This is a genomic window from Pseudoduganella lutea, from assembly GCF_004209755.1.
In the GTDB taxonomy this organism is placed as follows: Bacteria; Pseudomonadota; Gammaproteobacteria; order Burkholderiales; family Burkholderiaceae_D; genus Rugamonas; species Rugamonas lutea.
On sequence record NZ_CP035913.1, the window covers coordinates 1 to 24,553 of the forward strand.

Here is a 24,553-nt window from a genome sequence, read left to right on the forward strand (position 1 = left end):
CTTACGCCGGACGAGATGCGGGCGTGGGGCTGGCGCATCCCGTTCTTCATCGGCGCGGCCGCCGCGCTGGTCGCGCTGTTCCTGCGCCGCGCGCTGGTGGAAACGGCCACCGAGGCAAGCAAGAGCGAAAAGGCGGGCACCATCCGTGGCGTGCTGGAACACCCGCGTGCCCTGCTGACGGTGCTCGGCTACACGGCCGGCGGTTCGCTGGCGTTCTACACGTACACGACCTACATGCAGAAGTACCTCGTCAACACGGCGCACATGGACGCCGAGTCGGCGACGCTGGTGATGACGGCGGTGCTGTTCTGCTTCATGCTGATCCAGCCCGCCTTCGGCGCGCTGTCGGACCGCATCGGCCGGCGCACGATGATGATCATCTTCGGCTTGCTGACGACGGTTGCCACGGTACCGCTGCTGACGGCGATCGGCCAGGCGCAGTCGCCGGTGCAGGCATTCGCCCTGGTGCTGGCCGCGCTGGTGTGCGTGAGCTTCTACACGTCGATCAGCGGCATCGTGAAGGCCGAGATGTTCCCGCCGGAGATCCGCGCGCTGGCCGTCGGGCTGTCGTACGCGATCGGCAACGCGGCCTTCGGCGGCACCGCCGAATACGTGGCCCTGCTGTTCAAGTCGCAGGGGCATGAGAGCGCCTTCTTCTGGTACGTGGCCATCATCTGCGCGATCGCGCTGGCCGCCTCGTGGATCATGCCGGACTCGCGCAAGCACGGCTACCTGAAGGCATGAGCGGCCGTTGCCGCCCGCGGGCGCGTTACGGCTGCTGTTCTTCCCGGAGCACCTTGGCCAGCCGCAGTTGGCCGAGTTCCGCATATTTGCGGCAGGCCTCCTTGTCGATGAAGGCGGCGGTGCCCAGCTGCGCCGCCTTGCCCCTGCGCTCCCACAGGCCGCTGAATTCCGGGTGGGCGGAGACGAGCACGTCGCACGGCAGCGCGGCTACCCTGGCGATCGACGCTTCGAGCTGGGCCTTTGCCTCGGGCCAGCGCCGGTCGCCGCCGTAGCGAAAGCCGTCAGAGCCAAAGGCGGTCAGGCTGTCGGCATACACCATGTTCGCGGTGCGGCCATTCTCGGTCGATTGCCACGTCCACGACAGGCCGCCCGGCGTGTGGCCCGGCGTGGCGTGGGCGGTAATCGCCAGCGGGCCGAGCGTGATCACCTCGCCGTCGCGCACTGCGCGTGTCTTCGCGACAGGGACCATATCGGACAGGCTGGCGAACTGCGGGTCCGCCGGGGCGGGCTTGCCGCTGGCCAGCACCTTCGCGCTCTTCACGCTGCCGACGACGGTGGCACCCGTCATCTCCTGCAGCGCGGCGGCGCCACCCACGTGGTCGTAATGCTCGTGCGAGGTGAGGATGTACTTGACGTCTTCGACCTTGAAACCGAGCTTGCGGATGCTGGCCGCGATGGCAGCGGGCGATTTCGGCGTGCCGGCATCGATCAGGATGTGGCCGGCGGGCGATGTGACGAGTACCGCGCTGACGCCGTGCGGGCCGACATAGTATGAATTGCCGAACAGGGCGAATGGCTCCTGCGGCGCATCCCAGTCGGCGGCGTGCGCCAGCGATGCCATGGCAAGCAAGGCGGCAGCGATGAAGGTCTTCTGCATGGTGTTCCCGTTGTTGGTGATTGGACGGGAACCATTCTAGATGCCGGCTCTGCGCCAGGCCATCGCCGCCAACCCGCGGCGCGGGCGATTCATCCCACGATGACCAGGCCGGCGTGCTGCTGCGAGTTGCGGTCGCCGCGCCGGTAGCTGCGGAAGAGATGATTGCCGGTGCCATCGCACGCGCAGCAGGTGCAGCCGCCCACGTGGTCGATCTCCTTGATGCCTCCCTCGCGCAGCTGGTAGTCGGCGACCGCGCGCAGGTCCAGGTGGCGGTGGCGCGGCAGCAGTGACCCCGCCGGGATGGCCGCGAATTGCTGCGCGAACCGCAGCGCCAGCTCCTCGCTCACCTCATAGCACGCCGCGCAGATCGTCGGCCCCACGGCCGCCACCCAGCCCTCCCCTGCCCCCAGTTCATCGAGCACGCGGGGAATGACGCCATCGGCCAGCCCGCGCCAGCCCGCGTGCACCGCCGCCACATGGCGGCCATCGCGTCGCGCCAGCAGCAGCGGCACGCAGTCGGCCGTGATGACCGAGACCGGGATGCCCGCTTGTTCCGTATGGAAGGCATCCGCCTCGCCCACGCGCTGGCGCTCTTCGACGACCCGTACCACCCGCGTGCCATGCACCTGCTTTTTTTCCGGGCGCACTTCCCAGGCCGGTTGCAGGACCCGCGGCACGAGTTCGCCCTCGCCGCCGAAGCCGTGGCGGATGGATGGAATACTGCTGAGCAATGCGCTGGTAATCACGGACGTCTCCCAAGTTTCGACCGCCGCATGATAGCGAAGAAATATTTCCAAAATTCGGGGTCAGACCCCGTTTTTGGGAAATATTTCCTGAAACCGGGGTCTGACCCCGGTTTCAGGAAATGTTGCTTGGTGTTCGTGGCGTTTGGCCAGATCGGGATGCGGATAAAAAAACGGCGGCCCGGGGTGGGGCCGCCGTGAAGGACAACGCTAGGGTTTTAGTTGCTGGCTTGGGCGGTGTTGACGGGCGTGTCCCAGCCGCCGCCGAGGGCGCGGATGAGGGCGACCGTGGTGATGGCGCGGTCGCCGCGCAGTTGCACGGCGGTGCGTTCGACGGCGGCGAGGTTGCGCTGGGCGTCCAGCAGCTCCAGGTAGCTGGAGCGGCCGGCGTCGTACAGCTTCTGCGCCAGGTCGGCCGAGCGCCGGGCGGAGACCACGGCGTCGTCGATCTGCGCCGTCTGGCCGGACAGGATGCGCAAGCCGGCCAGGTTGTCTTCCACCTCGGCGAACGCGGTCAGCACGGTCTGCCGGTACGTGCCGACCGATTCTTCCAGCACGGCTTCGCTGCGGGTGATGTTGGCCCGGTTGCGGCCGCCGTCGATGACGGGCATCGACAGCAGCGCGCCCAGCAGCCAGGAGCGGCTGGACCAGCGGAACACGTCGGCGAATGCCGGGCCCACGCCGCCGCCGTCGGCGCTGATGGTCAGCGCCGGGAACATCGCCGAGCGGGCCATGCCGATGCGGGCGTTCGACGCTTCCATCGCGCGCTGGGCGGCGGCGATGTCGGGCCGGCGTTCGAGCAGCGACGATGGCAACCCGCCCGGGATGGCCGGCAGCGCGCCGGCGTCGGCCAGCGGGTTGACGGCGGCGGCGAACGATGCCGCCGGGCGCCCCAGTAGCACGGCCAGCGCATGCTCGGCGTTGGTGCGCTGCCGCTGCAGGCCGATCGCCTCGGCGCGCGACGTGGCCAGTTCCGTCTTGGCGCGCGACAGATCGAATTCGCCGATGTCGCCCAGGTCGAAGCGGCGCTGGTTGACCTTCACGTTCTCTTCGCGCAGCCGGACCGTCTGGTCCACGGTCGCCAGTTCGGCGTCCGTGGCACGCAGGCGGAACCAGGTCTGGGCCACGTCGGCCTGCAGCGCCAGCAGCACGGAGCGGTAATTCGCTTCCACCGTTGCCGCGTCGTTGCGTGCCGCCGCCACGTTCGACGACACGCGGCCGAACAGGTCCACTTCATAGCTGGCCGTCAGCCGGGCGCTGTAGCTCGTCGACGGCGCCACGTCCGTTCCCTGCGGCAGGCCGGACTCCCGCGGCGACAGGCGGCCACGGTTCGCGCCCACGCCCACGCCGACCTGCGGAATGCGGTCCGCCTCGGCGATGCCGGCAATGGCCCGCGCCTGCTTTACGCGGGCGGCGGCAACGGCCAGGTTGGCGTTGTTGCGCGTTGCCTCGGCCATCAGTTCATTGAGGCCGGTGTCGTTGAACGCCAGCCACCATTCGCCGCGCGGCTGCTGTTCGGCCGGCTGCGCCTCCTTCCAGCGCGTACCGTCGGCGGCCACTTTCACAGCATCGGCAGACTGGGTTTCCTTGAAGGCGACTGGTACGTCGACGGCGGGCTGCTTGAATTCCGGCGCAGCGCAGGCGGTCAGGACCAGGGCCGCCACCAGCGGGGCCAGGCCCCGTGCGGTCAGTTTCGTCATCAAGTTGTTCATCCGTGGGTTCCTTCCATTTTCACCAGCGATACGCCTTCCTCGTGGACCGGCGTGTCTTTCTTTTCCATGCGCTTGGCCAGCGTGCGCAGCAGCACGTAGAACACCGGCGTGAGGAACAGGCCGAAGAACGTGACGCCCAGCATGCCGGCAAACACGGCGACACCCATCGCATGGCGCATCTCGGCGCCGGCGCCACTGGAGAACACCAGCGGCAGCACGCCCATGATGAATGCGATCGACGTCATGAGGATGGGGCGCAGACGCAGGCGGCAAGCCTCCAGTGCGGCGTCGACGACGCTGCGCCCGTGATCTTCCAGTTCCCGCGCAAATTCCACGATCAGGATCGCGTTCTTCGACGCGAGACCGACCAGCACAAAGAGCGCGATCTGGGTAAAGATGTTGTTGTCGCCACCGGTCAGCTTCACCCCCACCAGGGCGCACAGGATCGACATCGGCACGATCAGGATCACGGCCAGCGGCAGCGTCCAGCTTTCATACTGCGCGGCCAGCACGAGGAACACGAGCAGCACGCACAGCGGGAACACATAGATCATCGTGTTGCCGGCGATGATGTCCTGGTACGTCAGGTCGGTCCATTCATACGCGATGCCCTTCGGCAGCGTGTCGCGCAGGATCTCGTCCATGATCGCCTGCGCCTGGCCGGACGACACACCCGCTGCCGGGCCGCCGTTCAGGTCAGCCGCCACATAGTTGTTGTAGCGCTGCACGCGGTCCGGGCCATACGTATCCTTCACGCGCATCAGCGACGACAGCGGAATCATTTCGCCCTTGTCGTTCTTCACCTTCAGCTGCGCGATCTGTTCGGGATGCGAACGGAACTGCGCGTCGGCCTGCACGCGCACCTGGTAGGTGCGGCCGAACTGGTTGAAGTCGTTCACGTACAGCGAGCCGAGGTTGATCTGCAAGGTCTGGTAGATCGTCTGCAGGGGCACGCCCAGCTGCTTGGCTTTCACGCGATCGACGTCGGCGAACAGTTGCGGCACGTTGATCTGGTAGCCGGAGAACACGCCCTGCAGCCGCGGTTCCTGCGCCGCCTTGGCCTGCACGGCCTGCACCGCCTTGAACAGCTCGTCGTAGCCCAGGTTGCCCCGGTCTTCGATCATCAGCTTGAAGCCACCCGTGGTACCCAGGCCGTTGACCGGCGGCGGCGGCAGCACCATCACGAACGCGTCCTGCACGGCGCCCATGCGCTTGTTCATCTCGCCGGCGATTGCCTCCGCGGACAGCGACTTGTCCTTGCGCTTGTCGAACGGCTCCAGTCCCAGGAACACGATGCCCGCATTCGGTGCGTTCGTGAAGCCGTTGATCGACAGGCCCGGGAACGAGATCGAGTTTTCCACGCCGGGGATGTCTTCCGCGATCTTCGACATCTTGCGGATCACCTCATCGGTACGGTCCAGCGACGCGGCATCCGGCAGTTGGGCAAAGCCGATCAGGTACTGCTTGTCCTGCGCCGGCACGAAGCCCGGCGGTACGGCCTTGAACATGAACAGGCCGGCGGCACCCAGCAGCGCATACACGACCAGCGATGCACCCTTGTGACGCAGCACACCCTTCACGCCATTCTCGTACTTGTGGGCAGACTTGTTGAAGAACTTGTTGAACACGCGGAAGAAGCCGCCAAACACCTTGTCCATGCCGCGCGTCAGCACGTCCTTCGGTTCATGGTGGCCCTTCAGCAGCGCGGCGGACAATGCCGGCGCCAGCGTCAGCGACGAGAACGCGGAGATCACGGTCGAGATGGCGATGGTCAGCGCGAACTGGCGGTAGAACTGGCCCGTCAGGCCGGACACGAACGCGATCGGCACGAACACGGCGCACAGCACCAGCGCGATCGCAATGATGGGACCGGACACTTCCTTCATCGCCTGGATCGTCGCATCGCGCGGCGTCAGGCCGTTCTCGATGTTGCGCTCGACGTTTTCCACCACCACGATCGCATCGTCGACCACGATGCCGATCGCCAGCACGAGGCCGAACAGCGACAGCGTGTTGATCGAGAAGCCGAACATCATCATCACGGCGAAGGTACCCACCACCGAGACCGGCACGGCCAACAGCGGAATGATGGAGGCGCGCCACGTCTGCAGGAAGATGATCACCACCAGGGCAACCAGGATCACCGCTTCGATCAGCGTGTGGATCACGGAGTCGATCGACTCGCGCACGAATTGGGTCGGGTCGTACACGATGCTGTATTCGACGCCTTCCGGGAAATCTTTCGACAGCCGTTCCATCGTTGCCCGCACGTCCGTGGACAGCTGCAGCGCGTTGGCGTTGGGGGCTTCGAAGATGGGAATCGCGACCGCCGACTTGTTGTTCAGCAGCGAGCGCAACGCATAGGAGTTCGAGCCCATTTCAAGGCGTGCCAGGTCAGACAGGCGCGTCACGGCGCCGTCGGTATTGGTCTTGACGACGATGTCGCCGAATTCCTCGACCGTCGACAGGCGGCCCTGCGTCTTGACGGTGAGCTGGAAGTCGGCATCCTTCGACGGCCCCTGGCCGATGACGCCGGCCGCCACCTGCACGTTCTGCTCGCGGACCGCATCGACGACGTCGCCCGCGGTCAGGCCGCGCGCCGCCACCTTTTGCGGATCGAGCCAGATGCGCATCGCATAATCGCCGGAACCGAACAGCTGCACGTCGCCCATGCCGTTGATGCGGGCCAGCTGGTCCTTGATGTTGAGCACCGCGTAATTGCGCAGGTACAGGTCGTCGTAACGGCCGTCCGGCGAATTCAGGTGGACCACCATCGTCAGGTTCGGCGACGACTTCACGGTGGTCACGCCGATCTGGCGCACCTCTTCGGGCAGGCGCGGCAGCGCACGCTGCACGCGGTTCTGCACGGCCGTCTCGGCCTGCTCGACGTTGGTGCCGATCGCGAAGGTGACGGTCAGCTGCAGGGCGCCGTCGCTGGTGTTCTGCGACGACATGTACAGCATGTTTTCAACGCCGTTGATCTGTTCCTCGAGTGGCGCGGCCACCGTTTCGGCGATGATCTTCGGATCCGCGCCCGGATACTGGGCACGCACCACGACGGAAGGCGGCACCACGTCCGGGTATTCGGAGATGGGCAGCTTGAAAATGGAAATCAGGCCGGCGACGAACACGATGATCGACAGCACGGCCGCGAAGATCGGTTTGTCGACGAAAAAGCGTGAGAAGTTCATGGCTATTCCTTGTTCTTGTGCGAGGGTCGTCGCTTACAGCGCGGCGACGTCGGCGCCCTTCTTGTTTTCCTGCGGCTTGGCAGCCACCGTGGCATCCATCGGCACGATCTGTGGCGACACGGGCGCACCCGGGCGCACGCGCTGCAGGCCGTTGACGACGATCTTTTCGTTGGCTTTCAGGCCTTCCTTCACCACGCGCAGGCCATCGTAGGTGGGGCCCAGCTTCACGGCGCGGTATTCGGCCTTGTTGTCGGCGCCGACCACGAACACGAACTTGCGGTTCTGGTCCGTGCCCACAGCGCGGTCGTTGATCAGCACCGCGTTGCTGGCCGCGTTGCCGCCGCCCAGCTGTACGCGGGCGAACAGGCCTGGCACCAGGGCGCGGTCCTTGTTGTCGAACGTGGCGCGCATGCGCACGGAGCCCGTTTGCGTGTCGAGCTGGTTGTCGACGAATTCCAGCTTGCCCTCGTGCGGGAAGCCCTCCTCGTTGGCCAGCCCCACCTTCACCACGACCGGCTCACCCTTGTGGTTCTGCGTGCCCACGCGCAGGTAGGTGTCTTCGTCGCCATCGAAGCTTGCATAGATCTTGTCGAGCGAGACGACGGAGGTCAACACCGCCGACGCATCCACCAGGTTGCCCAATGTGATCTCGGCTTTCGAGACGCGGCCGTTGATCGGCGACGTGACCTTCGTGTAGGACAGGTTCAGCTTTGCCGCGGCATACTGGGCCTGGGCTGCGCGGGCAGCGGCCTCCAGTTCCTTCTGGCCGGAGGCGCGCTCGTCGAACTCGCGCTGCGCAATGGCCTTGTCGGCCAGCAGCTTCTCGGCGCGGGTCAGTTCCAGGCGGGCGAGTTCGGCACGGGCGCGCGCCGAGTTGGCCGCCGCTTCGGCGCGGTCGGCCTCGGCCTGGTACGGACGGGGGTCGATCACGAACAGCACGTCACCCTTCTTCACTTCGCTGCCCGGCTTGAAGTTCACCTCGGTGATGAAGCCGGAGACGCGCGAGCGGATGTCCACATGGTCGATCGCCTCGAGACGGCCGGAAAACTCCTGCGTTTCCGTGATCTGCCTTTCAATGACGAGCGCTGCGGAAATGGGTGGACCGCCGGCAGCCGGCGCGGCTGCCTCGGCAGCCTTGCCATTGGCATCGTCGCAACCGGCGAGCGTGACGGCAACGCCGGCGGCAGCCAGTGCCATGACGATCTTGGCCAGTGCCGGTCGCGTCCATGCTGACATTGGATTCGTGTTTTTCATTCTTAACCCCTTTTTGTATGAAAAATAGTAATAACCTAGCGTTGCCGGTTTTCACTCGCCTAGTTCGAGAGAAAAAGCGGTCCCACCACGCCTCATGGGCGCTTTTACTTTTGGTTACAGGAAATTGGTCGTTCGACTATATCGCCAGCCGACGATAAGTAAACGTTTTTATTTATTTATACGTCAGGCTGGTGGGTCTCCGTCCCATCGACGCCGCGGATGAACGCGGCAATTTCAGTCAATGCAAACACACAGGCACAATCGTTGCGCCCACCGGGTTGTTCGAGCGGCGCGGGGGCAGGCGTTTCACCGTGGTGGTGATGCCGCACTTGATGAGTTTTGCCCCGTATTGTTCAGCTTCGTCACGTAATGGGTCGTCCTCGGCGGACAGGATCAGTGCCGGCGGCAGGTTCTTCAGGCGCGACGATTGCAGCGGCGACGCATACGGATGGCTGCGGTCGGCCGCATTCGGCAGGTAGCCCCGATAACCGGCCGCGCACGTATCGGCCACCTTGTCGATGACGGCCGCCTTGTCGCGGCACACCGGCACTTCGCGCATCGAGCACGTGGACAGCGCCGGATCGAGCATCGGCATGATGAGAACCTGGCCGGCCAGCGGCGGCCCGCCGCGGTCGCGCGACATCAGCGATACAACGGCCGCCAGGTTGGCGCCGGCTTCGATGCCGGCCACGACGAGGCGCTTGCCGTTCCACGACAGCTTCGACTTGTTTTTCTTGGCCCACAGCAGGAGCGCATGTGCATCCTCGACGGCGGCGGGAAAAGGCTTCACGGAGGCCAGCGTGTAGCCGGCCGACAGCGCCACCTGGCTGCGGTCGCCGCTCACGAGGTGCGAGAGAAAATCGTCCGCCTCGTCGATGGAGCCGCCCACGAAGCCGCCGCCATGGAAGAACACGACGAGCGTTTCACGTTTCGCGCCGGGGGCGCCGGCCAGGTAAAGCCGTGCCGGCAGCAGCCCTTCGGCGCCCTGCACCTCCAGGTCGCGCAGCACGAGGTCGTCCGCCACGGGCGCGACTTGCTGCATTGCGTTCTGCTGCGAGCCCTTCATCGGGATGCTCCGCGCGGTGCCTCGGCCAGCAGCGGATCCTGCGCGGAAGCACGCACTTCCACCATCAGCGCATGCAGGCCGCGCGCCTCGGTGCCCGCCGCCTGCGAATAGGCGTCCGTGCTGACGATGCCGACCATGGCCAGCGCATACAGCGCCAGGGCCACGATGATGAGAAGGTTGCGAAGTTCCATGATTGCTTTCCTTGCTGAGGCTGCCATTGGCAGCGTTTCTATGATGCAGTGCAGTAATCATAGACTTGATCTACAATCTGATAAATACGGCAATGACGAATTGATTGTTCATAGATCCGAACAATGACAGCTTCGTGACGGAACAGCACTCCGGATCTTGCCGTGCAATGTCGAGGCACTGGCGGAGGGTGGAATGAACAAACTACAGGCGATGGAAGTTTTCGTGCAGGTCGTGGATGCAGGCGGCTTTTCGCGGGCAGCCGACTTGATGCAGCTGCCGAAGGCCACCGTTTCAACGCTGATCCAGCAGCTCGAAACGTCACTTTCAGTTAAGTTGCTGCACCGGACCACGCGCCAGGTCAGCGTGACGGCCGATGGCGCCGCTTATTACGAGCGCTGCCTGCGCATCCTGTCCGACGTGAAGGACGCCGAGGAGTCGCTGTCGCGCACCCGCCTGTCGCCGAGCGGTCGGCTGCGGGTGGAATCGCCGACCGGCCTGGCCGGCGAGGTCCTCGTGCCCGCCCTGCCCGCGTTCTTCGAACGCTACCCGGACATCCAGCTGGAACTGGGCAGCTCGGACCGCCCCGTGGACCTGATCGAGGAAGGTGTCGATTGCGCCGTGCGCGGCGGCGCGTTGGGCGACTCCACGCTGATCGCGCGGCGCATCGGCATCGTCAACTTCGTCACCTGCGCGGCGCCATCGTACATCGCGAAATACGGCACGCCGCAGCACCCGCGCGACCTGGAACGGCACCGCTGCGTGAACTATTTTTCCGCCAAGACCGGCAAGATCTACGACTGGGATTTCACGAAGGATGGCGAGCGCATCCAGGTACCGATGCCCGGCGTGATCGCGTTGAACGACTCGAACGCCTATGTGCAGGCGGGGCTGGCCGGCCTGGGCGTCATCCAGATGACCGATTACCTCCTGCTGCAGCACGTGCGCGATGGCCGCATGGTGCAGGTGCTTCCCGAGTGGACCACCGACGCGCTGCCGATCCACATCGTCTACCCGCAGAACCGCCACCTGTCCGCGAAGGTGCGCGTGTTCGTCGAATGGGTCGCCGAACTGTTTGCCAACCACCCGGGCATGCGCCTGCGCACGCCCCCTCATTCCTTACCGGAGGCTGCTTGAATCCCACCCACCACATTGTTTTCCTCGACCGCGACAGCGTGATCGCCAACGTGCGACGCCCCGCCTTCGACCACACGTGGACCGAGTACCCCGCGACGAGCGCCGGCGAAGCCGCCGCGCGGCTGGCGCAGGCCACCATTGCGATCACGAACAAGGTGCCCTTGCGCGCGGACACGCTGGCGCGGCTGCCGAACCTGAAGATGATCGCGGTCGCCGCCACCGGTACCGACATCGTCGACCTGCCGGCCGCCCGCGAACGCGGCATCGTGGTCTCGAACATCCGCGACTACGCCTATGCGGCGGTGCCCGAACACACGTTCGCGCTGATCCTTGCACTACGCCGCAACCTGCTGGCCTACCGCGCCGACGTAGAGGCGGGCAAATGGCAGGCGGCGCCGCGCTTCTGCCTGTTCGACCACCCGATCCGCGACCTGCACGGCAGCCGCCTCGGGCTGTTCGGCTACGGGGCGCTGGGCCGCAAGGTGGCGCAGATCGGCAGGGCGTTCGGCATGGAGATCGCCGTGCACACGCGCACGCCGGTGCCGGACGCCGACGTGGTCAATGTCGGCTTCGACGAATTGCTGGCAACGTCCGACGTGCTGTCGCTGCATGCGCCGCTGTCGGACGCGACACGTAACATCATCGGCGCGGCGGAACTGGCGCGCATGAAGCCGACGGCGCTGCTGGTCAATACGGCACGTGGCGGCCTTGTCGATGAAGCGGCGCTGGCCGATGCGCTGCGCCGTGGCGTGATCGCCGGCGCCGGCTTCGACGTGCTCACGCAGGAGCCGCCCCCGGCCGATCATCCGCTGCTCCACCTGCGGCTGCCGAATTTCATCCTCACCCCCACAACGCGTGGGCCAGCCATGAAGCGATGCAGGGACTCGCCGACCAGCTGATCGGCAATATCGAAGCCTTCGTGCATGGCGCACCGGTCAATCGGGTGGGATGATCACGCGCTGGCGGCTTGCGTATCGATAGTAAATCGCAGGAATATCCGGGCGAGCCAAGACCGATTGCGAAGTTGCATTTTATGCATTTATCCCATATTTTTCCTTATAATAGGGATCTTTCATTCGATATTCCGGCCATGAGCTTGCGTACCAGCGCCTTACTCTCCCTTTCGATTGCCGCCGTATTATCTTTCCCACTCGCCCAGGCGCATGGCGCGCCGGCGTCGAAGGCCACCACGGCGGTGGCTTCCACCTTCAATCCCGACAGCGTGCCGGTCAGCACCCGGCCGCTGCCGGCCTTTCCGTACCTCGACTGGCCGGAAAAGCTGCAGGAACGCGAACGCCGCGGCAAGACTGAGGATTTCGACCGCGCGTGGTTCGTCGCCGGTAATGCACGGCATGCGGCGGAGGGCCGCGTGTCGCGCCGCTCGTATTATCTGTCGCACGCCGGGCTATCCCAGCTGGCCGCCGTGCGCAATTACGAGCAGGCGCTGAAGGAACTGGGCGCCGTGCGCATCGATACGGTCAAGCCGTACAGCAAGGATTTCCCGGCCGAGGATGCCCCGGAGCGGAACCGCTTCATCCAGAAGGAATTTGGCATCTATGGAAAAAGCGCCGATTATTCGACGTGGCTGCTGCGCACGCCGGAAAAGCGGATCTGGTTCGGCCTGACGGTCACCAGCCAGCAGGTCAGACTGACCACCCTCGAAGAAAAGCCGATGGAACGGTCGATCGCGCTGACCAAAGCCGATGAAATGAAGGCTGCGCTCGACAAGCAGGGTTTCATTGCGCTGTACATCAATTTCGACACCGACAAGGCGGCGCTGCGCGACGATGGCAAGCCCGCCGTCGATGAAATCGCCCGCCTGCTGAAGAACAATCCCGGCCTGAAGATTGCCGTCGAAGGCCACACCGACAACAGCGGCGATGCAAAACGCAACAAGGCGCTGTCCGAGCAGCGTGCCGCGACGATCGTGACTGCGCTGAAAGGCGCCGGCATCGAGGCCGCGCGATTGAAATCGGCCGGCTTCGGCGCCGACAAGCCGATCGCCGACAACCGTACCGAAGATGGCCGCGCGCGCAACCGCCGCGTGGAGCTCGTTAAACTCTGATCAGCAAGGACTCTACATGAATCACCGCTACTGGATCGCCGCGCCGCTGCTGGCAGCCGCGTTTACCGCCTCGGCGGCGCCGCAGGTCACCGACCTGGACAAGCTGCAATTCAACACCGTGCAGCAGAAGAAGAACGTGACCGTCAACATCCTGAATGCGGCGATCGGCGATATCGGCAACACGGGCGGCCTGAATGGCCTGCAAGGCGCCACCACCGACTTCCAGGACAAGCGCCTGCCCCTCTACGTACTGTTCGCGCCGTCCGTCGACGAGGCGCAATACGAACACCTGGCCGAGAAGCAGGGCCGCATCGAAGGCAGCCTGCAATGCGCCCTGGTGCGCATCGGCAGCAGCCCGCAGTTCCCGCTCATCAAGATGGGCGTGCTGGCCCAGGATTGCACCGTCAAGAAACTGCAGTAGCGGGTCAACCCGCCGGTGGGATGAAATGCCCGGCCGGCGGGTTCGCCGGCCGTGTGTTCCGTGCCGCTCCGCCCCTACAATGCTTCCGACCATTCACCATCGGGAGCCCCATGGACACCACCCGCCGTACCTTGCTGGCCGCTGCCGCGGCCCTTCCCTTCCTTTCGCTGCAGGCGCGCGCCGCGGATGCCGGCTTTGCCGCCATCGAGCGTGACCTGAAAGGCCGCCTCGGCGTGGCCGCCATCGACACCGCCACCGGCAAGATCGTCGGCAACCGGCTCGACGAACGCTTCCCCATGTGCAGCACGTTCAAGGCCATCCTCGCCGCGCAGGCACTGCACCGCGCTGCGCGCGAACCGGGCTTCCTGGAACGGCGGCTGCGCTACGCCAGGGCCGACCTGGTCAGCCATTCGCCCGTCACGGGCAAGCATGTCGACACGGGCATGACGGTGGCCGAGCTGTGCGCCGCCACCGTGCAGTACAGCGACAACACGGCCGCCAACACGCTGATGAAGGAACTGGGCGGGCCAGCGGGCCTGACGGCTTTTGCGCGCGGGCTCGGCGACGAGGCCTTCCGGCTGGACCGCTGGGAACTGGCGCTCAACAGCGCCATCCCCGGCGACGAGCGCGATACGACGACGCCGCTGGCGATGGCACGCACGCTGCAAAAGCTGGTGGTGGGCACGGCACTGCCGGCACCGCAGCGCCAGCAGCTGAAGGACTGGCTGCTGGGCAATACCACCGGCGGCAACCGGCTCCGTGCCGCGGTGCCGGCGGCCTGGCAGGTGGGCGACAAGACCGGCACGGGCACCTATGGCGTCACCAACGATATCGGCATCGTCTATCCGCCGGGCCGCGCGCCGCTGGTGGTGGTGGTCTTCACGCACCGGGATGACAAGGAAGCCGACGCGCGCGAAGACGTGGTGGCCGATGCCGCGCGGGCGGCGATCCGGGCGGTGGGCTAAACCCGGCATTGAAGCGATGGCGCGCGGGCTGCGGTCGCGCGCCGCAAATGTGCAAACACCTGTGCGCAATCCGGACAGCCAAAGAAAAAGGGACCGGATTGCTCCGGTCCCTTTTTCATTTTCTGGTGCGGCTGGCAGGAATCGAACCCACGACCCCTTGGTTCGTAGCCAAGTACTCTATCCAGCTGAGCTACAGCCGCAAAACTTTCATCACCCGGAAAGCTTCCGGGGTACTGCTGACGACGGTAAACAAAGACCGGATCGCTCCGGTCCTCTTATTTCTGGTGCGGCTGGCAGGAATCGAACCCACGACCCCTTGGTTCGTAGCCAAGTACTCTATCCAGCTGAGCTACAGCCGCAAAACTTTCCGAAGAACTCAACCATAAGCAAGGCGACCCTTGCCGACATTGACTTCCCTTGCTGCACGACGGGCTTCCACCCATCGGTAAAACTGGTGCGGCTGGCAGGAATCGAACCCACGACCCCTTGGTTCGTAGCCAAGTACTCTATCCAGCTGAGCTACAGCCGCAAAAAACATGTCACAGACACTGTATAACAACCGGCGCCACGTCAAGCGCACGTCTGCTGTGTACTGCTTGCTACGTATTTCTTACTACTTACTGCGCGCTGCTTGCCACGCGCTACCGCCAACCTTCCGGCATGCGGCATGAAATCTGGTGCGGCTGGCAGGAATCGAACCCACGACCCCTTGGTTCGTAGCCAAGTACTCTATCCAGCTGAGCTACAGCCGCAATCAACTGCGTTCGGCATTTTACAGTATTGATTACGGTTTGGAAAGCTTGATATTTCATCTCGTTTTCCGCTCCGGCGATACTGTCTTCCACCGCCCTTCGCGGTGTTCGTTGCGAAGGAGGCAGGATTATAGGGACAAGTGCCCTGCTTGTCCAGCGCCGAAGTGCATCCGCCGCCGCCGCCCGTTTGGTGTAGCATGCAAGCACCCTTCTATACACAACATAACATTGGAGACCCTGGCATGAATGTGCCCGCCATGAACAGCCTGTCCGCGCTCGAAGTCGACTGGTCGCGCACCGACGTGGGCCACCCCGATGGCTGGCCGCCGGCATTGCGCGTGGCCGTGGATCTCATGCTGAACTCGCCCCTGCCGTCCCTGATCATGTGGGGGCGGCAGCAGGTCATGCTGCTCAATGGCGCCTACACGGCACTGTCCGGCCTGCCCACGCAGCCGCCTGGCGGCCGCATCCCGGCGATGCAGCCTTCGGCGTGGAGCTGGAACGCGGCCGCGCTGGAGCGGGCCTGGCAGGGCGAATCGCTGGTGTTCCCTGGCCAGACCCTGCAGATGTGGCGCGCCGACGGTGTCAGCGAACAGCGCTTCGACCTTTACTACACGCCGCTGCGCGATGGCGACGGCGCGGTGCTGGGCATCGTGTGCACACTGGCGCCACCCAGCGCGATGGCCGCCCCGGTCGCCGCGCGTGCGCTGAAGATGCTGGTGGTCGAGGACAATCTCGACGCCCAGTATCTCGTCTGCGAAATGCTGCGGGCGATGGGTCACGAGGTCGACGCGGCCGCCGATGGCGAGCGCGCGCTGCAGCACCTGGAGAGCACCGCCTACGATGTGCTGTTCACCGACGTGAGCCTGCCCGGTATTTCCGGCGTCGAGGTGGCGCGCCGCGCCGTGGCCCGGTGGCCGCGGCTGCACGTGATCTTCGCGTCCGGCTACAGCGGCACGCTGACGCAGCAGCTCGACTTCCCCGCCGAAGCGATCCAGAAGCCATACGATATCGAACAACTGCAAGCCCTCCTGGACCGGATTCCGCGCACCTGATGGATCGTGCCGTTCAGTCAACGGTGCGGGCGTGGCGCGCCGCGCAGCGCTACAATCCGCAGCGGCAGCCGCACCGGCAGCCGGCAAAACCAATCGTCCTGAACCGTCATCAATGATTCTTTCCAACGGGGCCATCCCTCCTGAAGCAGACCCGCTGCGCGCCATGCTGGAAGCAAGGGAAGAGTTGCGCCGTGCGCGTGCCTGGTCGGGCGAGGTGCTGGACAGTATTGCCGACGGCCTGGCCATCGTGGACGAGGCCTGGACGATCACCTGGATCAATGCGCGTGCCGCCGGCCTGCTGGGCCACGAAGGCACCGACCACGACAGCGCCGCCGGCCTCGCCGGGCGCGGGCTGTGGCAGGCCTTTCCCGCCCTGGCCGGCAGCGCGCTCGAGGCACGGCTGCGCCAGGCCATGGCCGACCGCACGGCCACCAGCTTCGAGCTGTTCCATGCGCCGGGCCAGCGCTGGCTCGAAGTGCGGACCCGCCCTTCGGCCCAGGGCCTGACCTGCATGCTGCTCGATATCGACGCGCGCAAGCGCGATGAACGGGCGCTGCGCGAAAACAGCAACCGGCTGCAGGTGGCGATGGCGGCGGGCCGGCTCGGCGAATGGACGTGGGACGCCGCCACCGACGTCGTCACGCTGGGCCGCCGCGCCGCCGAGATCTTCGACCTGCCGGAAGGCACGCCGATCGCGTGGCACGCGCTGCAGGAACGCATCGCGCCGGAAGACCGCGCCGCGGCGCGCCAGGTGTTTGTCGACGCCTACATCGCGCACCGCGACTTCGACATCGAATGCCGCATCCAGGCCCGCGGTGGCGATGGCGGTGAGGGTGGCGAACGGCGCTGGCTGTCCGTCGTCGGCCATGGCAACTACGACGACGGCGACCGCCTGCTCGGCATGACGGGCATGGTGCAGGACATCAGCGCGCGCCGCGCCGCCGAGGAAGCGCTGAAGGACAGCGAAGCGCAATTGCGCGCCCTGGCCGATTCGATCCCGCAGCTGGCCTGGATCGCCCACCATGATGGCCGCATGACATGGTACAACCGGCGCTGGTTCGAGTACACGGGCCTGACGAGCGATGACCTGCGCGGCGAGGGCTGGGGCCAGGTCTACGACCCCGAGTGCATCCCGGCGATGACGCAGCACTGGAAGAATGCGATCGACTCGGGCCAGCCGTTCGAGATGGAATTTCCGATCCGCGGCGCCGATGGCCAGTACCGCTGGTTCCTGACCCGTGCCAACCCGGTGCGCGACGGCGAGGGCCGCACGCTGCGCTGGTTCGGCACGAGTACCGACGTCGACCAGGTCAAGCGCGCCCAGGAAGCGCTGCGCGACGAGACGGCCGTGCTCGAACTGCTGAACAGCACCGGCAATGCGCTGTCGCGGCACCGCGACCTGCAGCCGCTGCTGCAGGAAGTGACGGACGCGGCCACGCGGATCAGCGGCGCCCGCTTCGGCGCGTTCTTCTATGACAAGAATCGGGAAAGTGCGCGCGACGATGCACACGCCCCCGCGCCCGCTGGCGACCCGGGGCAGCACAGTGGCGACGACGTGATGACGCCCTATACACTGGCGGGCCGGCCACCGTCGCCCTTCGGCGAACTGGCGCGCACGCACGCCGCGGCCCTGTTCGGCGACACGCTGCGCGGCAGCACGATCACCCGCTGCAGCGACCTGCTGCGCCAGCCCGGCTGCGCACCCGCGCTGCCGGCCGGGCACGTCGGCGCGCTGCGCAGCTACCTGGCCGCGCCGGTGATGTCGCGCGATGGCAGCGTCATCGGCACGCTGCTGTTCGGCCATCCGGAACCGGGCATGTTCAGCGAGCGCACCGAGCGCATCATCGGCGGCATCGCAGCCCAGGCCGGCGTGGCGATCGACAATGCGCGGCTGAACGAAGCGGCACGCCGCGCCGCCGAGGAGCGCATCGCCCTGCTCGACAGCGAACGCAACGCACGCGCCGAGGCGGAACGCACGAGCCAGATGAAGGATGAATTCCTCGCCACGCTGTCGCACGAGCTGCGCACACCGCTCACGGCGATCCTCGGCTGGTCGCAGATCCTGCGGCGCGGCGGGCGCGGCGAGGCCGACATGGAAAAAGGCTTGCAGACGATCGAGCGCAACGCGCGGGCGCAGGCCCAGCTGATCGAAGACCTGCTCGACATGAGCCGCATCATGTCCGGCAAGGTGCTGCTCGATATCGAAGCCGTGGCGCCGGCGACGGTCATCGATGCGGCCATCGAAACCGTGCGCCCTGCTGCCGCGGCCCGGCATATCCGCATCGAACGCGACTTCGGGCCGTGCGGCATGGTGGCGGCCGACGCGGGCCGCCTGCAGCAGGTGGTGTGGAACCTGCTGTCGAACGCGATCAAGTTCACGCCGCAGGATGGCAGCGTGCGCGTGAGCGTGCGCGAGGCCGGCGGGCAGGCGGAAATCGTCGTGGCGGATACCGGCATCGGCATCGGTGGCGGCTTCCTGGCCCATGTGTTCGAGCATTTCCGCCAGGCCGACGCCTCCTCCACCCGCCGGCATGGCGGGCTGGGCCTGGGGCTGTCGATCGTCAAGCACCTGGTCGAACAGCATGGCGGCACCGTGGTGGCGGACAGCGCCGGCGAGGGCCGGGGCGCCACGTTCACCGTGCGACTGCCGCTGGCGGCCCGCGTACCCGGTGCCGAGCGCCCTCCCCGCCCGGCCCTGCCCGATGGCGAACCGCGCATGGCCGTCGCCGACGACTTGCGCGACCTGGGTGGCTTGCGTGTGCTGATCGTGGACGACGAGCCGGACACGCGCGACCTGATCAAGCGGGTGCTGTCCGACTGCAATGCCGAGGTTGTCACCGCCGACAGCGCGCCCGCCGCGCTGTCCTTGCTGCCGCGCTGGCAGCCGGACCTGCTGCTGTCCGATATCGGCATGCCGGAAATGGATGGCTTCGAGCTGCTGGCCCAGGTGCGTGCACTGGGGCCGGAAGCCGGCGGCAACGTGCCCGCCATCGCGCTGACGGCCTTCGCACGGGCGGAAGACCGGTTGCGCACCCTTGCCGCCGGCTTCTCCGATCACATCGCGAAACCCGTCGAGGCACCCGAACTGGTTGCCGCCGTCGCCCTGGCTGCCGCCCGGCGCCGTGTTCATCCGGGCTGATCCATATCTGTTTTTCGCATATACATTACTGAAGTGTGCGCATGCGACACGTTTGCGTAAGAAAATACTCGATGCGTATTAATTAATTTATAATCGGAAAAATGTGTCCTACTGCATGACGCGGCAATGTCCTACAAGAAACTTGTCAGTGGTTTGCTACACTAAATATGCTGAAAATTCTTCATCAGGATAAGAATTTTCCTTTACGTGCGCCGCAGCAAATTCTTCGGCGCTACACTGAGTATTCCGCTCCGGCCCTGAATCCGCTGGAGCACAGTATTGCGAGACCAATTATGCCCAGCCCGGATGAGATCCTGAATGCCAAGATTCTGGTCGTTGACGACTGTGCCGACAACGTCGATCTCATGCTCGAGATCCTGCGTGAAGCCGGTTATGCGAACGTCACGGCCACCATGCTGCCCGACCAGGTTTGCGCCCTGCACCGGCAGCATAACTACGATCTGATCCTGCTGGACCTGCAGATGCCCGGCTTGAACGGATTCCAGGTCATGAAGGGCCTGAAGGAAATCGAGCAGGAAGGCTATCTCCCCGTGCTGGCACTGACGGCGCAGCCGAGTTTCAAGATCGCCGCGCTCGAAGCCGGTGCACGCGATTTCATCAGCAAGCCGTTCGACCTGCTCGAAGTGCACAAGCGCATCCATAACATGCTGGAAGTGCGGCTGCTGTACAAGGAACTGGCACAGTACAGCAAGCGCCAGCAGGAGCTGGCACTGCACGACCCGCTGACGGGCCTGCCCAACCGGCGCCTGCTGGAAGACCGCATCGAAACCGTGTTCCAGCACGCGCTGCGCAACCAGCGCAAGGCGGCCGTGATGTACCTGGACCTCGATGGCTTCAAGCCCATCAACGATACCCATGGCCACGCGTATGGCGACGAGATCCTGAAGCTGGTGGCCCAACGGCTGGTCGGCTCGTCACGCAAGGAAGATACCGTCGCACGCGTGGGCGGCGACGAATTCGTGATTGTCCTGGGCGACGTGAGCGGCCTGAACGATGCGCGGGAGCCGGCCTCGAAGCTGATCGAAGTGGTGTCCGAACCCTATGTGGTCAATGGCGTCACGCTGCGGCTGTCCACGTCGATCGGTATCGCGCTGTTCCCCGATGATGCCGACTCCGTGGGCGACCTGATCCATGCAGCCGACAACGCCCTGTACGACGCCAAGCGTTCCGGCAAGAACCGCTTCTGCTCGGCGCCGGGCAGCACGGCCCTGGCCGCGGCCGCCGCGGCGGCGATGCCGCATCAGCTCAAGGGCGTGGCAACGACCGTCTGAACGCGAACCTGGCTGTCCAGAAAACAATGCCGGCCACCTGTCTGAGAACAGGTGGCCGGCATTGATGTGCCCACTGCGGTGGGCACTGCAGTGAGCAATCCAATGAGCACTGCAGCTTGGATTGCGGCCCGCGTGGGGCCGCCGATATTACCGCGCCGCCTGCTTTTCCTTGCCCGTGGCCGTGCATTCGTCGACCTTGTTGGCATGCTGGTGATCGGAATGGGCATCGACCTTGTCCGGCGAGACTTCGATACGGGTGATGCCGGCATCGACCGAGATCGGATCGCTGGCCGGGAAGGTCATTTCGACGGCATCGTCGAGTAGCTCTTCCTTGGCCTTTTCCTGGGGCAGCATCTGCTCCTCGGCGGCCAGCGTGGCAATGGCGGAAGCCCATTTGATGAAGTTCAGGTTCGCCAGTTCCCGCACGGTCGTCACACCAAACGCCTGCTGCAGGGCTTGTGCGCCCTCTTCACCGACACCGTTCAGTGCGCTGACCGGCGCATCGGCCAGTTCGCGAAAACATTTACCCAGATAATCCTTACCCACCACGGTATCGACATTCATGATCGTATCCTTTCGTTTTGATTGCTCGTTCAATGCTTTCACTATTGCATGACCGCCCTTCCATGTATGTGCGCAATCGAACAATCCGGCTTGCGTTCTGTTGCACACTGGACTTTTGACAGCGCCAGTGCCTGTTGTTATGATCGATCAGATGTTTGTCTTACAGAATTGTTTTCAGCAGCGCATCCAACGACAAGTGCCCGTGGCCAAAGTAGACAAACCAAAGATCCTTGTCGTCAACGACGACGCGAACAGCCTGTTTGCGCTCACGAGCTTGCTGGACCAGTGGGCGGAGCAGGAATCGTATGAGGTGATCGCCGCTCGAAGCGGCGAAGAGGCATTGCGGCAGGTCCTCATGCATGATTTCGCCGTCATCCTGCTGGACGTGAACATGCCTGGCATGGATGGCTTCGAGACCGCCGAGGCGATCCACCAGCGCGTCCGCTCGGCCAACATCCCGATCATCTTCATCACGGCCTTCGTGGCGGACGAGCTCGATCGCCTTAAGGCTTACCAGAAAGGCGCGGCCGACTTCCTGTTTACGCCGGTGATCCCGCAGATCCTGCATGCGAAGATTTCCGTGTTCGTGGCGCTGGCGATGAAGAATGAGGAATTGAAGAAGCAGGCCCGCCAGCTGAGCCAGCGCACCAATGACCTCATCAGCAGCAACAAGCGGCTGCTGCAGGAGATCGAAGAGCGCAAGGTGGCCGAGCGGCAAAATCACGCCAAGGACGAGTTCTTGGCCATGCTCGGGCACGAACTGCGCAATCCGCTATCGGCGATCAGCAGCGCCGCCTCGCTGCTCGGCCTGCCCGCGGTGACGGCCGACGCGGCGGTGCGCGCCAAGAAGATCATCCAGCGCCAGAGCCAGCATCTGGGCCGCATCGTCGATGACCTGCTCGACCTGTCTCGCGCGATGTCCGGCAAGATCCTGCTGAACCGTGCGCCGGTCGACGTGGCGGCACTGATCCGGAACTGCCTGGAGACTTATCGCACCACGGGCCGCACGGCCGACTACGACGTGCACGTGGAACTGGAGAGCGGCTGGGTCGACGGCGACGTGACGCGGCTGGAGCAGATCTTTTCGAACCTGCTCGACAACGCGCTGAAATACACCCCGCCCGGCGGCACGATCGATATCCTGCTGGAAGCGGACGAGGAAGATGTCGTGCTGACCGTACACGACAGCGGCGTAGGCATCGCGGCCGAGTTGCTGCCGCACGTATTCGACGTGTTCGTGCAGGGCACGAGCACGCTGGACCGGGCCCAGGGCGGGCTCGGCATCGGCCTGGCGCTGGTGCGCCGCCTGGCCGAACTGCATGGTGGCGGAGTGGAAGCCGACAGCGCCGGTCCGGGCGAAGGCAGCACTTTCCTGATCCGCCTCCCGCGCACCGAACGAATCACCGAACCCAACTCGCAAATCATGGAAACCACTGAACGGGCCAAGCCCAATGTCCTGCTGATCGAAGACAACGACGACGGCCGCGAAATGATGGCGATGATGCTGTCGTGCTACGGCTATGAAGTGCGGCATGCCGCCGACGGACTGCAGGGCCTTGCCGTGGCGCGCGAGTACCGGCCGGGCGTGGCGCTGGTCGATATCGGCCTGCCCGGCATCGACGGGTATGAAGTGGCGCGCCGCCTGCGCAGCGATCCGGACATGCGGCACATCCGGCTCATCGCACTGACGGGCTACGGCCTGGCCGAAGACCAGCGCCGCGTGCTGGAAGCCGGTTTCGACATGCACCTCGTGAAGCCGGTCGACATCGACAGCCTGATGAAGGCCATCGCCAGCCTGACCGCCGACGTCGCACCGCCGGCCGCCGCGGTGGCGGCCACCAGGCAGTAGCCGGCAGCCGGCTGCCGATAGTCGATACTCGATAAACCCGCAGTCAGCACGGCCGCCCCGAAAGGCGGCCGGCTTACTTGCGCGGTCGGCTTACTTGCGCAGACGGCTGCTTACACCGACGGCTGCTTACACCGACGGCTGGTTGGAATAGACCACCTTGCCCGGCACGGGCATCGGCGGAATTTCATCGATCTCGTCCTTGCGGGCCTGGATCCGTTCGCCGAGGGCCACGAGGTCGACGCCGGCCTTCTTCGCCTGCGGGAACATCTCCTGCTCTTCTTCCTTCACATGGTGCTCGATGTACTCGCCCAGCACCTTCACCTTCGCATCGTACAGGTCGTCATGCGGATCCATCGCGTGGATCTGCGCGATCAGGTCCTTCGCCGACGCGTGCTCGACGGTCGCTTCGTCGACCAGGTCATCCGCATCGTCGACCTCGGCGCGCACGGCCGGGTAGAAGATTTCTTCCTCGGCGATCGCATGCTTCGTCAGCTCCAGGCAGATTTTCTCGGCCAGCTTCTGCTTGCTGGCAAAGGCGCGGTCGCCCAGCTCTTCATATTGCTTGAACATTGCTTTGACTTCATCGTGATCCTGTTTCAACAGGGCGACGGCATCACGCGGCTTGGCTGTGGCACTCATGGCTGCTCCTTGTAATGGTTTGACAACGTGGGTCCAGTGTGCCCCGTACTGCCAATGCTGACTGTGCGACAACACACGGTCGTGCCGGTGCGACATTTCCCAAAAACCTCAGGTATGATCCCGCTGTCTTATCGGCCAATACCTATACCAATCATGCCCGACGAAATCACCAGCGCCAGCGAGCGCGCCGCCGAACTCTCCGACCTGCTGGGCCACGTGGTCACCAGCTGGGACAACGATCGTCGCGCACTGGCCCGCCAGTTGCACGACAGCCTGGGCTCGTCGCTGACAGCGCTCACCATGCACCTGGGCCTGCTGACGGCCAAGCTGCCGCCGGACCAGCCGCTGCGCGACCGCGCGGCAGCAGATGAAGAACCTGCTGCACACGATCATCGAGAACAACCGGCAGATGCAGCACAAGATGTGGAACGACAAGTTGGAGTTCCTCGGCATCAAGGTCGCGTTTTCCGAGCTGGTGACGCAGTTCGCCCAGCAATACGCACTGACGGCGCGCTACAGCCTGCCGGAAGAAGAGCCGAGTTGCCCGCGCGAGTATGGCGTCGTGCTGCTGCGTGTGCTGGAACAGGGCTTGTCGAACGTGACCGCGCATTCGGGCGCCAGCGAAGTCGATGTCATCGTCGACGACAATGAAGACGAGATCATGCTGACGGTGCGCGACAATGGCAAAGGCCTCGCCGCGGGCACGGGCATGCCGGCGGACGGCGCGGCCGTCGGGCAATACGGCCTGCGACTGCTGCGCGAACGGGCCCGCCTGCTGGGCGGCGCGCTGACGCTGGCCACCCACCCGGAAGGCGGCACCGCACTGACGGTCGTGCTGCCGAAACCGGCAGCGACCGCCTGATTCCGCAACCCGCGTCCCGCACGCGGCAACGTCATCC

General features: G+C 65.1%; 19 protein-coding genes, 4 tRNA genes and 2 pseudogenes. 12 read left to right on the forward strand and 13 right to left on the reverse strand.

The genetic code is table 11. The features are described 5' to 3' along the window. Nucleotides 1-744, forward strand: a 744-nt coding sequence (locus EWM63_RS00005) for an MFS transporter (protein ID WP_130184731.1), incomplete at its 5' end; no start/stop codon positions are given. 25 nt (nt 745-769) lie between these two features. Here EWM63_RS00005 and bla (EWM63_RS00010) read toward each other — a convergent pair. The 7 genes from bla (EWM63_RS00010) to EWM63_RS00040 all read right to left on the reverse strand — a co-directional run bounded on the left by bla (EWM63_RS00010) (nt 770) and on the right by EWM63_RS00040 (nt 9,778). Then, complete coding sequence (gene bla, locus EWM63_RS00010; RefSeq protein WP_130184732.1) at nt 770-1,621, reverse strand: subclass B3 metallo-beta-lactamase; 852 nt, start codon at nt 1,619-1,621, stop codon at nt 770-772. A gap of 89 nt (nt 1,622-1,710) precedes the next feature. Next, complete coding sequence (locus EWM63_RS00015; protein WP_165390697.1) at nt 1,711-2,367, reverse strand: purine nucleoside phosphorylase YfiH/LACC1 family protein; 657 nt, start codon at nt 2,365-2,367, stop codon at nt 1,711-1,713. Nucleotides 2,368-2,582: 215 nt separating this feature from the next. Then, a complete protein-coding gene (locus EWM63_RS00020) occupies nt 2,583-4,076 on the reverse strand; it encodes an efflux transporter outer membrane subunit (protein ID WP_130184734.1) in 1,494 nt (497 codons plus the stop codon). Beyond that, entirely contained in the window at nt 4,073-7,267 is a 3,195-nt protein-coding gene (locus EWM63_RS00025) for an efflux RND transporter permease subunit (protein WP_130184735.1), read from the reverse strand. The genes EWM63_RS00020 and EWM63_RS00025 overlap by 4 nt, the downstream gene beginning before the upstream one ends. Nucleotides 7,268-7,300: 33 nt before the next feature. Continuing rightward, nucleotides 7,301-8,521 carry an efflux RND transporter periplasmic adaptor subunit gene (locus EWM63_RS00030; protein WP_229487628.1) on the reverse strand — a complete coding sequence of 407 codons (1,221 nt, stop codon included), beginning with the start codon at nt 8,519-8,521 and terminating at the stop codon, nt 7,301-7,303. A 238-nt stretch (nt 8,522-8,759) separates the two neighbouring features. Beyond that, the gene (locus EWM63_RS00035; protein WP_307720816.1) at nt 8,760-9,563 is read right to left on the reverse strand and encodes an alpha/beta hydrolase; all 804 of its coding nucleotides are present in this window, start codon (nt 9,561-9,563) and stop codon (nt 8,760-8,762) included. 20 nt (nt 9,564-9,583) lie between these two features. Beyond that, nucleotides 9,584-9,778 (reverse strand): hypothetical protein, encoded by a 195-nt coding sequence (locus EWM63_RS00040; RefSeq protein ID WP_130184736.1) that lies wholly within the window; start codon nt 9,776-9,778, stop codon nt 9,584-9,586. A gap of 193 nt (nt 9,779-9,971) precedes the next feature. On the opposite strand from EWM63_RS00040, the gene EWM63_RS00045 reads away from it, so the two are divergent. The 5 genes and pseudogenes from EWM63_RS00045 to bla (EWM63_RS00065) all read left to right on the forward strand — a co-directional run bounded on the left by EWM63_RS00045 (nt 9,972) and on the right by bla (EWM63_RS00065) (nt 14,364). Then, on the forward strand, nt 9,972-10,913 hold the full coding sequence (locus EWM63_RS00045) for a LysR family transcriptional regulator (RefSeq protein ID WP_130184737.1): 942 nt from the start codon (nt 9,972-9,974) through the stop codon (nt 10,911-10,913). Then, a pseudogene (locus tag EWM63_RS00050) lies at nt 10,835-11,865 on the forward strand (D-2-hydroxyacid dehydrogenase). Before EWM63_RS00045 ends, EWM63_RS00050 begins: the two are co-directional and overlap by 79 nt. Nucleotides 11,866-12,003: 138 nt before the next feature. Then, on the forward strand, nt 12,004-12,978 hold the full coding sequence (locus EWM63_RS00055; RefSeq protein WP_165390698.1) for an OmpA family protein: 975 nt from the start codon (nt 12,004-12,006) through the stop codon (nt 12,976-12,978). 16 nt (nt 12,979-12,994) lie between these two features. Continuing rightward, complete coding sequence (locus EWM63_RS00060; RefSeq protein ID WP_130184739.1) at nt 12,995-13,399, forward strand: hypothetical protein; 405 nt, start codon at nt 12,995-12,997, stop codon at nt 13,397-13,399. Nucleotides 13,400-13,509: 110 nt separating this feature from the next. Then, entirely contained in the window at nt 13,510-14,364 is an 855-nt protein-coding gene (gene bla, locus EWM63_RS00065; RefSeq protein ID WP_130184740.1) for a class A beta-lactamase, read from the forward strand. A 123-nt stretch (nt 14,365-14,487) separates the two neighbouring features. Here the strand turns inward: bla (EWM63_RS00065) and EWM63_RS00070 are convergent. From EWM63_RS00070 to EWM63_RS00085, 4 genes are all read right to left on the reverse strand, one after another. After that, nucleotides 14,488-14,564, reverse strand: a tRNA-Arg gene (locus tag EWM63_RS00070). 82 nt (nt 14,565-14,646) lie between these two features. Then, nucleotides 14,647-14,723 (reverse strand) — tRNA-Arg (locus EWM63_RS00075). A 93-nt stretch (nt 14,724-14,816) separates the two neighbouring features. After that, a tRNA-Arg gene (locus tag EWM63_RS00080) sits at nt 14,817-14,893 on the reverse strand. Nucleotides 14,894-15,039: 146 nt separating this feature from the next. Beyond that, a tRNA-Arg gene (locus EWM63_RS00085) sits at nt 15,040-15,116 on the reverse strand. Between the two features lie 242 nt (nt 15,117-15,358). Here EWM63_RS00085 and EWM63_RS00090 point away from each other — a divergent pair. The 3 genes from EWM63_RS00090 (at nt 15,359) to EWM63_RS00100 (ending at nt 20,602) form a co-directional block, all read left to right on the forward strand. Then, nucleotides 15,359-16,171 (forward strand): response regulator, encoded by an 813-nt coding sequence (locus EWM63_RS00090; protein ID WP_130184741.1) that lies wholly within the window; start codon nt 15,359-15,361, stop codon nt 16,169-16,171. Between the two features lie 112 nt (nt 16,172-16,283). Beyond that, complete coding sequence (locus tag EWM63_RS00095; RefSeq protein WP_229487629.1) at nt 16,284-19,310, forward strand: hybrid sensor histidine kinase/response regulator; 3,027 nt, start codon at nt 16,284-16,286, stop codon at nt 19,308-19,310. 293 nt (nt 19,311-19,603) lie between these two features. Next, nucleotides 19,604-20,602 carry a diguanylate cyclase domain-containing protein gene (locus EWM63_RS00100; RefSeq protein WP_130184742.1) on the forward strand — a complete coding sequence of 333 codons (999 nt, stop codon included), beginning with the start codon at nt 19,604-19,606 and terminating at the stop codon, nt 20,600-20,602. 147 nt (nt 20,603-20,749) lie between these two features. On the opposite strand, the gene EWM63_RS00105 is transcribed toward EWM63_RS00100, so the two are convergent. Continuing rightward, nucleotides 20,750-21,166 carry a hypothetical protein gene (locus EWM63_RS00105; protein ID WP_130184743.1) on the reverse strand — a complete coding sequence of 139 codons (417 nt, stop codon included), beginning with the start codon at nt 21,164-21,166 and terminating at the stop codon, nt 20,750-20,752. Nucleotides 21,167-21,368: 202 nt separating this feature from the next. Here EWM63_RS00105 and EWM63_RS00110 point away from each other — a divergent pair, with 202 nt between their 5' ends. Continuing rightward, a complete protein-coding gene (locus EWM63_RS00110) occupies nt 21,369-23,015 on the forward strand; it encodes a response regulator (RefSeq protein WP_130184744.1) in 1,647 nt (548 codons plus the stop codon). 126 nt (nt 23,016-23,141) lie between these two features. Here EWM63_RS00110 and EWM63_RS00115 read toward each other — a convergent pair whose 3' ends face one another. Next, the gene (locus EWM63_RS00115) at nt 23,142-23,654 is read right to left on the reverse strand and encodes a hemerythrin domain-containing protein (protein WP_130184745.1); all 513 of its coding nucleotides are present in this window, start codon (nt 23,652-23,654) and stop codon (nt 23,142-23,144) included. 153 nt (nt 23,655-23,807) lie between these two features. Here EWM63_RS00115 and EWM63_RS32215 point away from each other — a divergent pair. Together EWM63_RS32215 and EWM63_RS00120 are read left to right on the forward strand one after the other, a co-directional pair. After that, a pseudogene (locus EWM63_RS32215) lies at nt 23,808-23,951 on the forward strand (histidine kinase); the annotation flags it as partial. A gap of 70 nt (nt 23,952-24,021) precedes the next feature. Beyond that, the gene (locus EWM63_RS00120; protein ID WP_229488008.1) at nt 24,022-24,516 is read left to right on the forward strand and encodes a sensor histidine kinase; all 495 of its coding nucleotides are present in this window, start codon (nt 24,022-24,024) and stop codon (nt 24,514-24,516) included. The last annotated feature ends 37 nt before the right edge of the window (nt 24,517-24,553 follow it).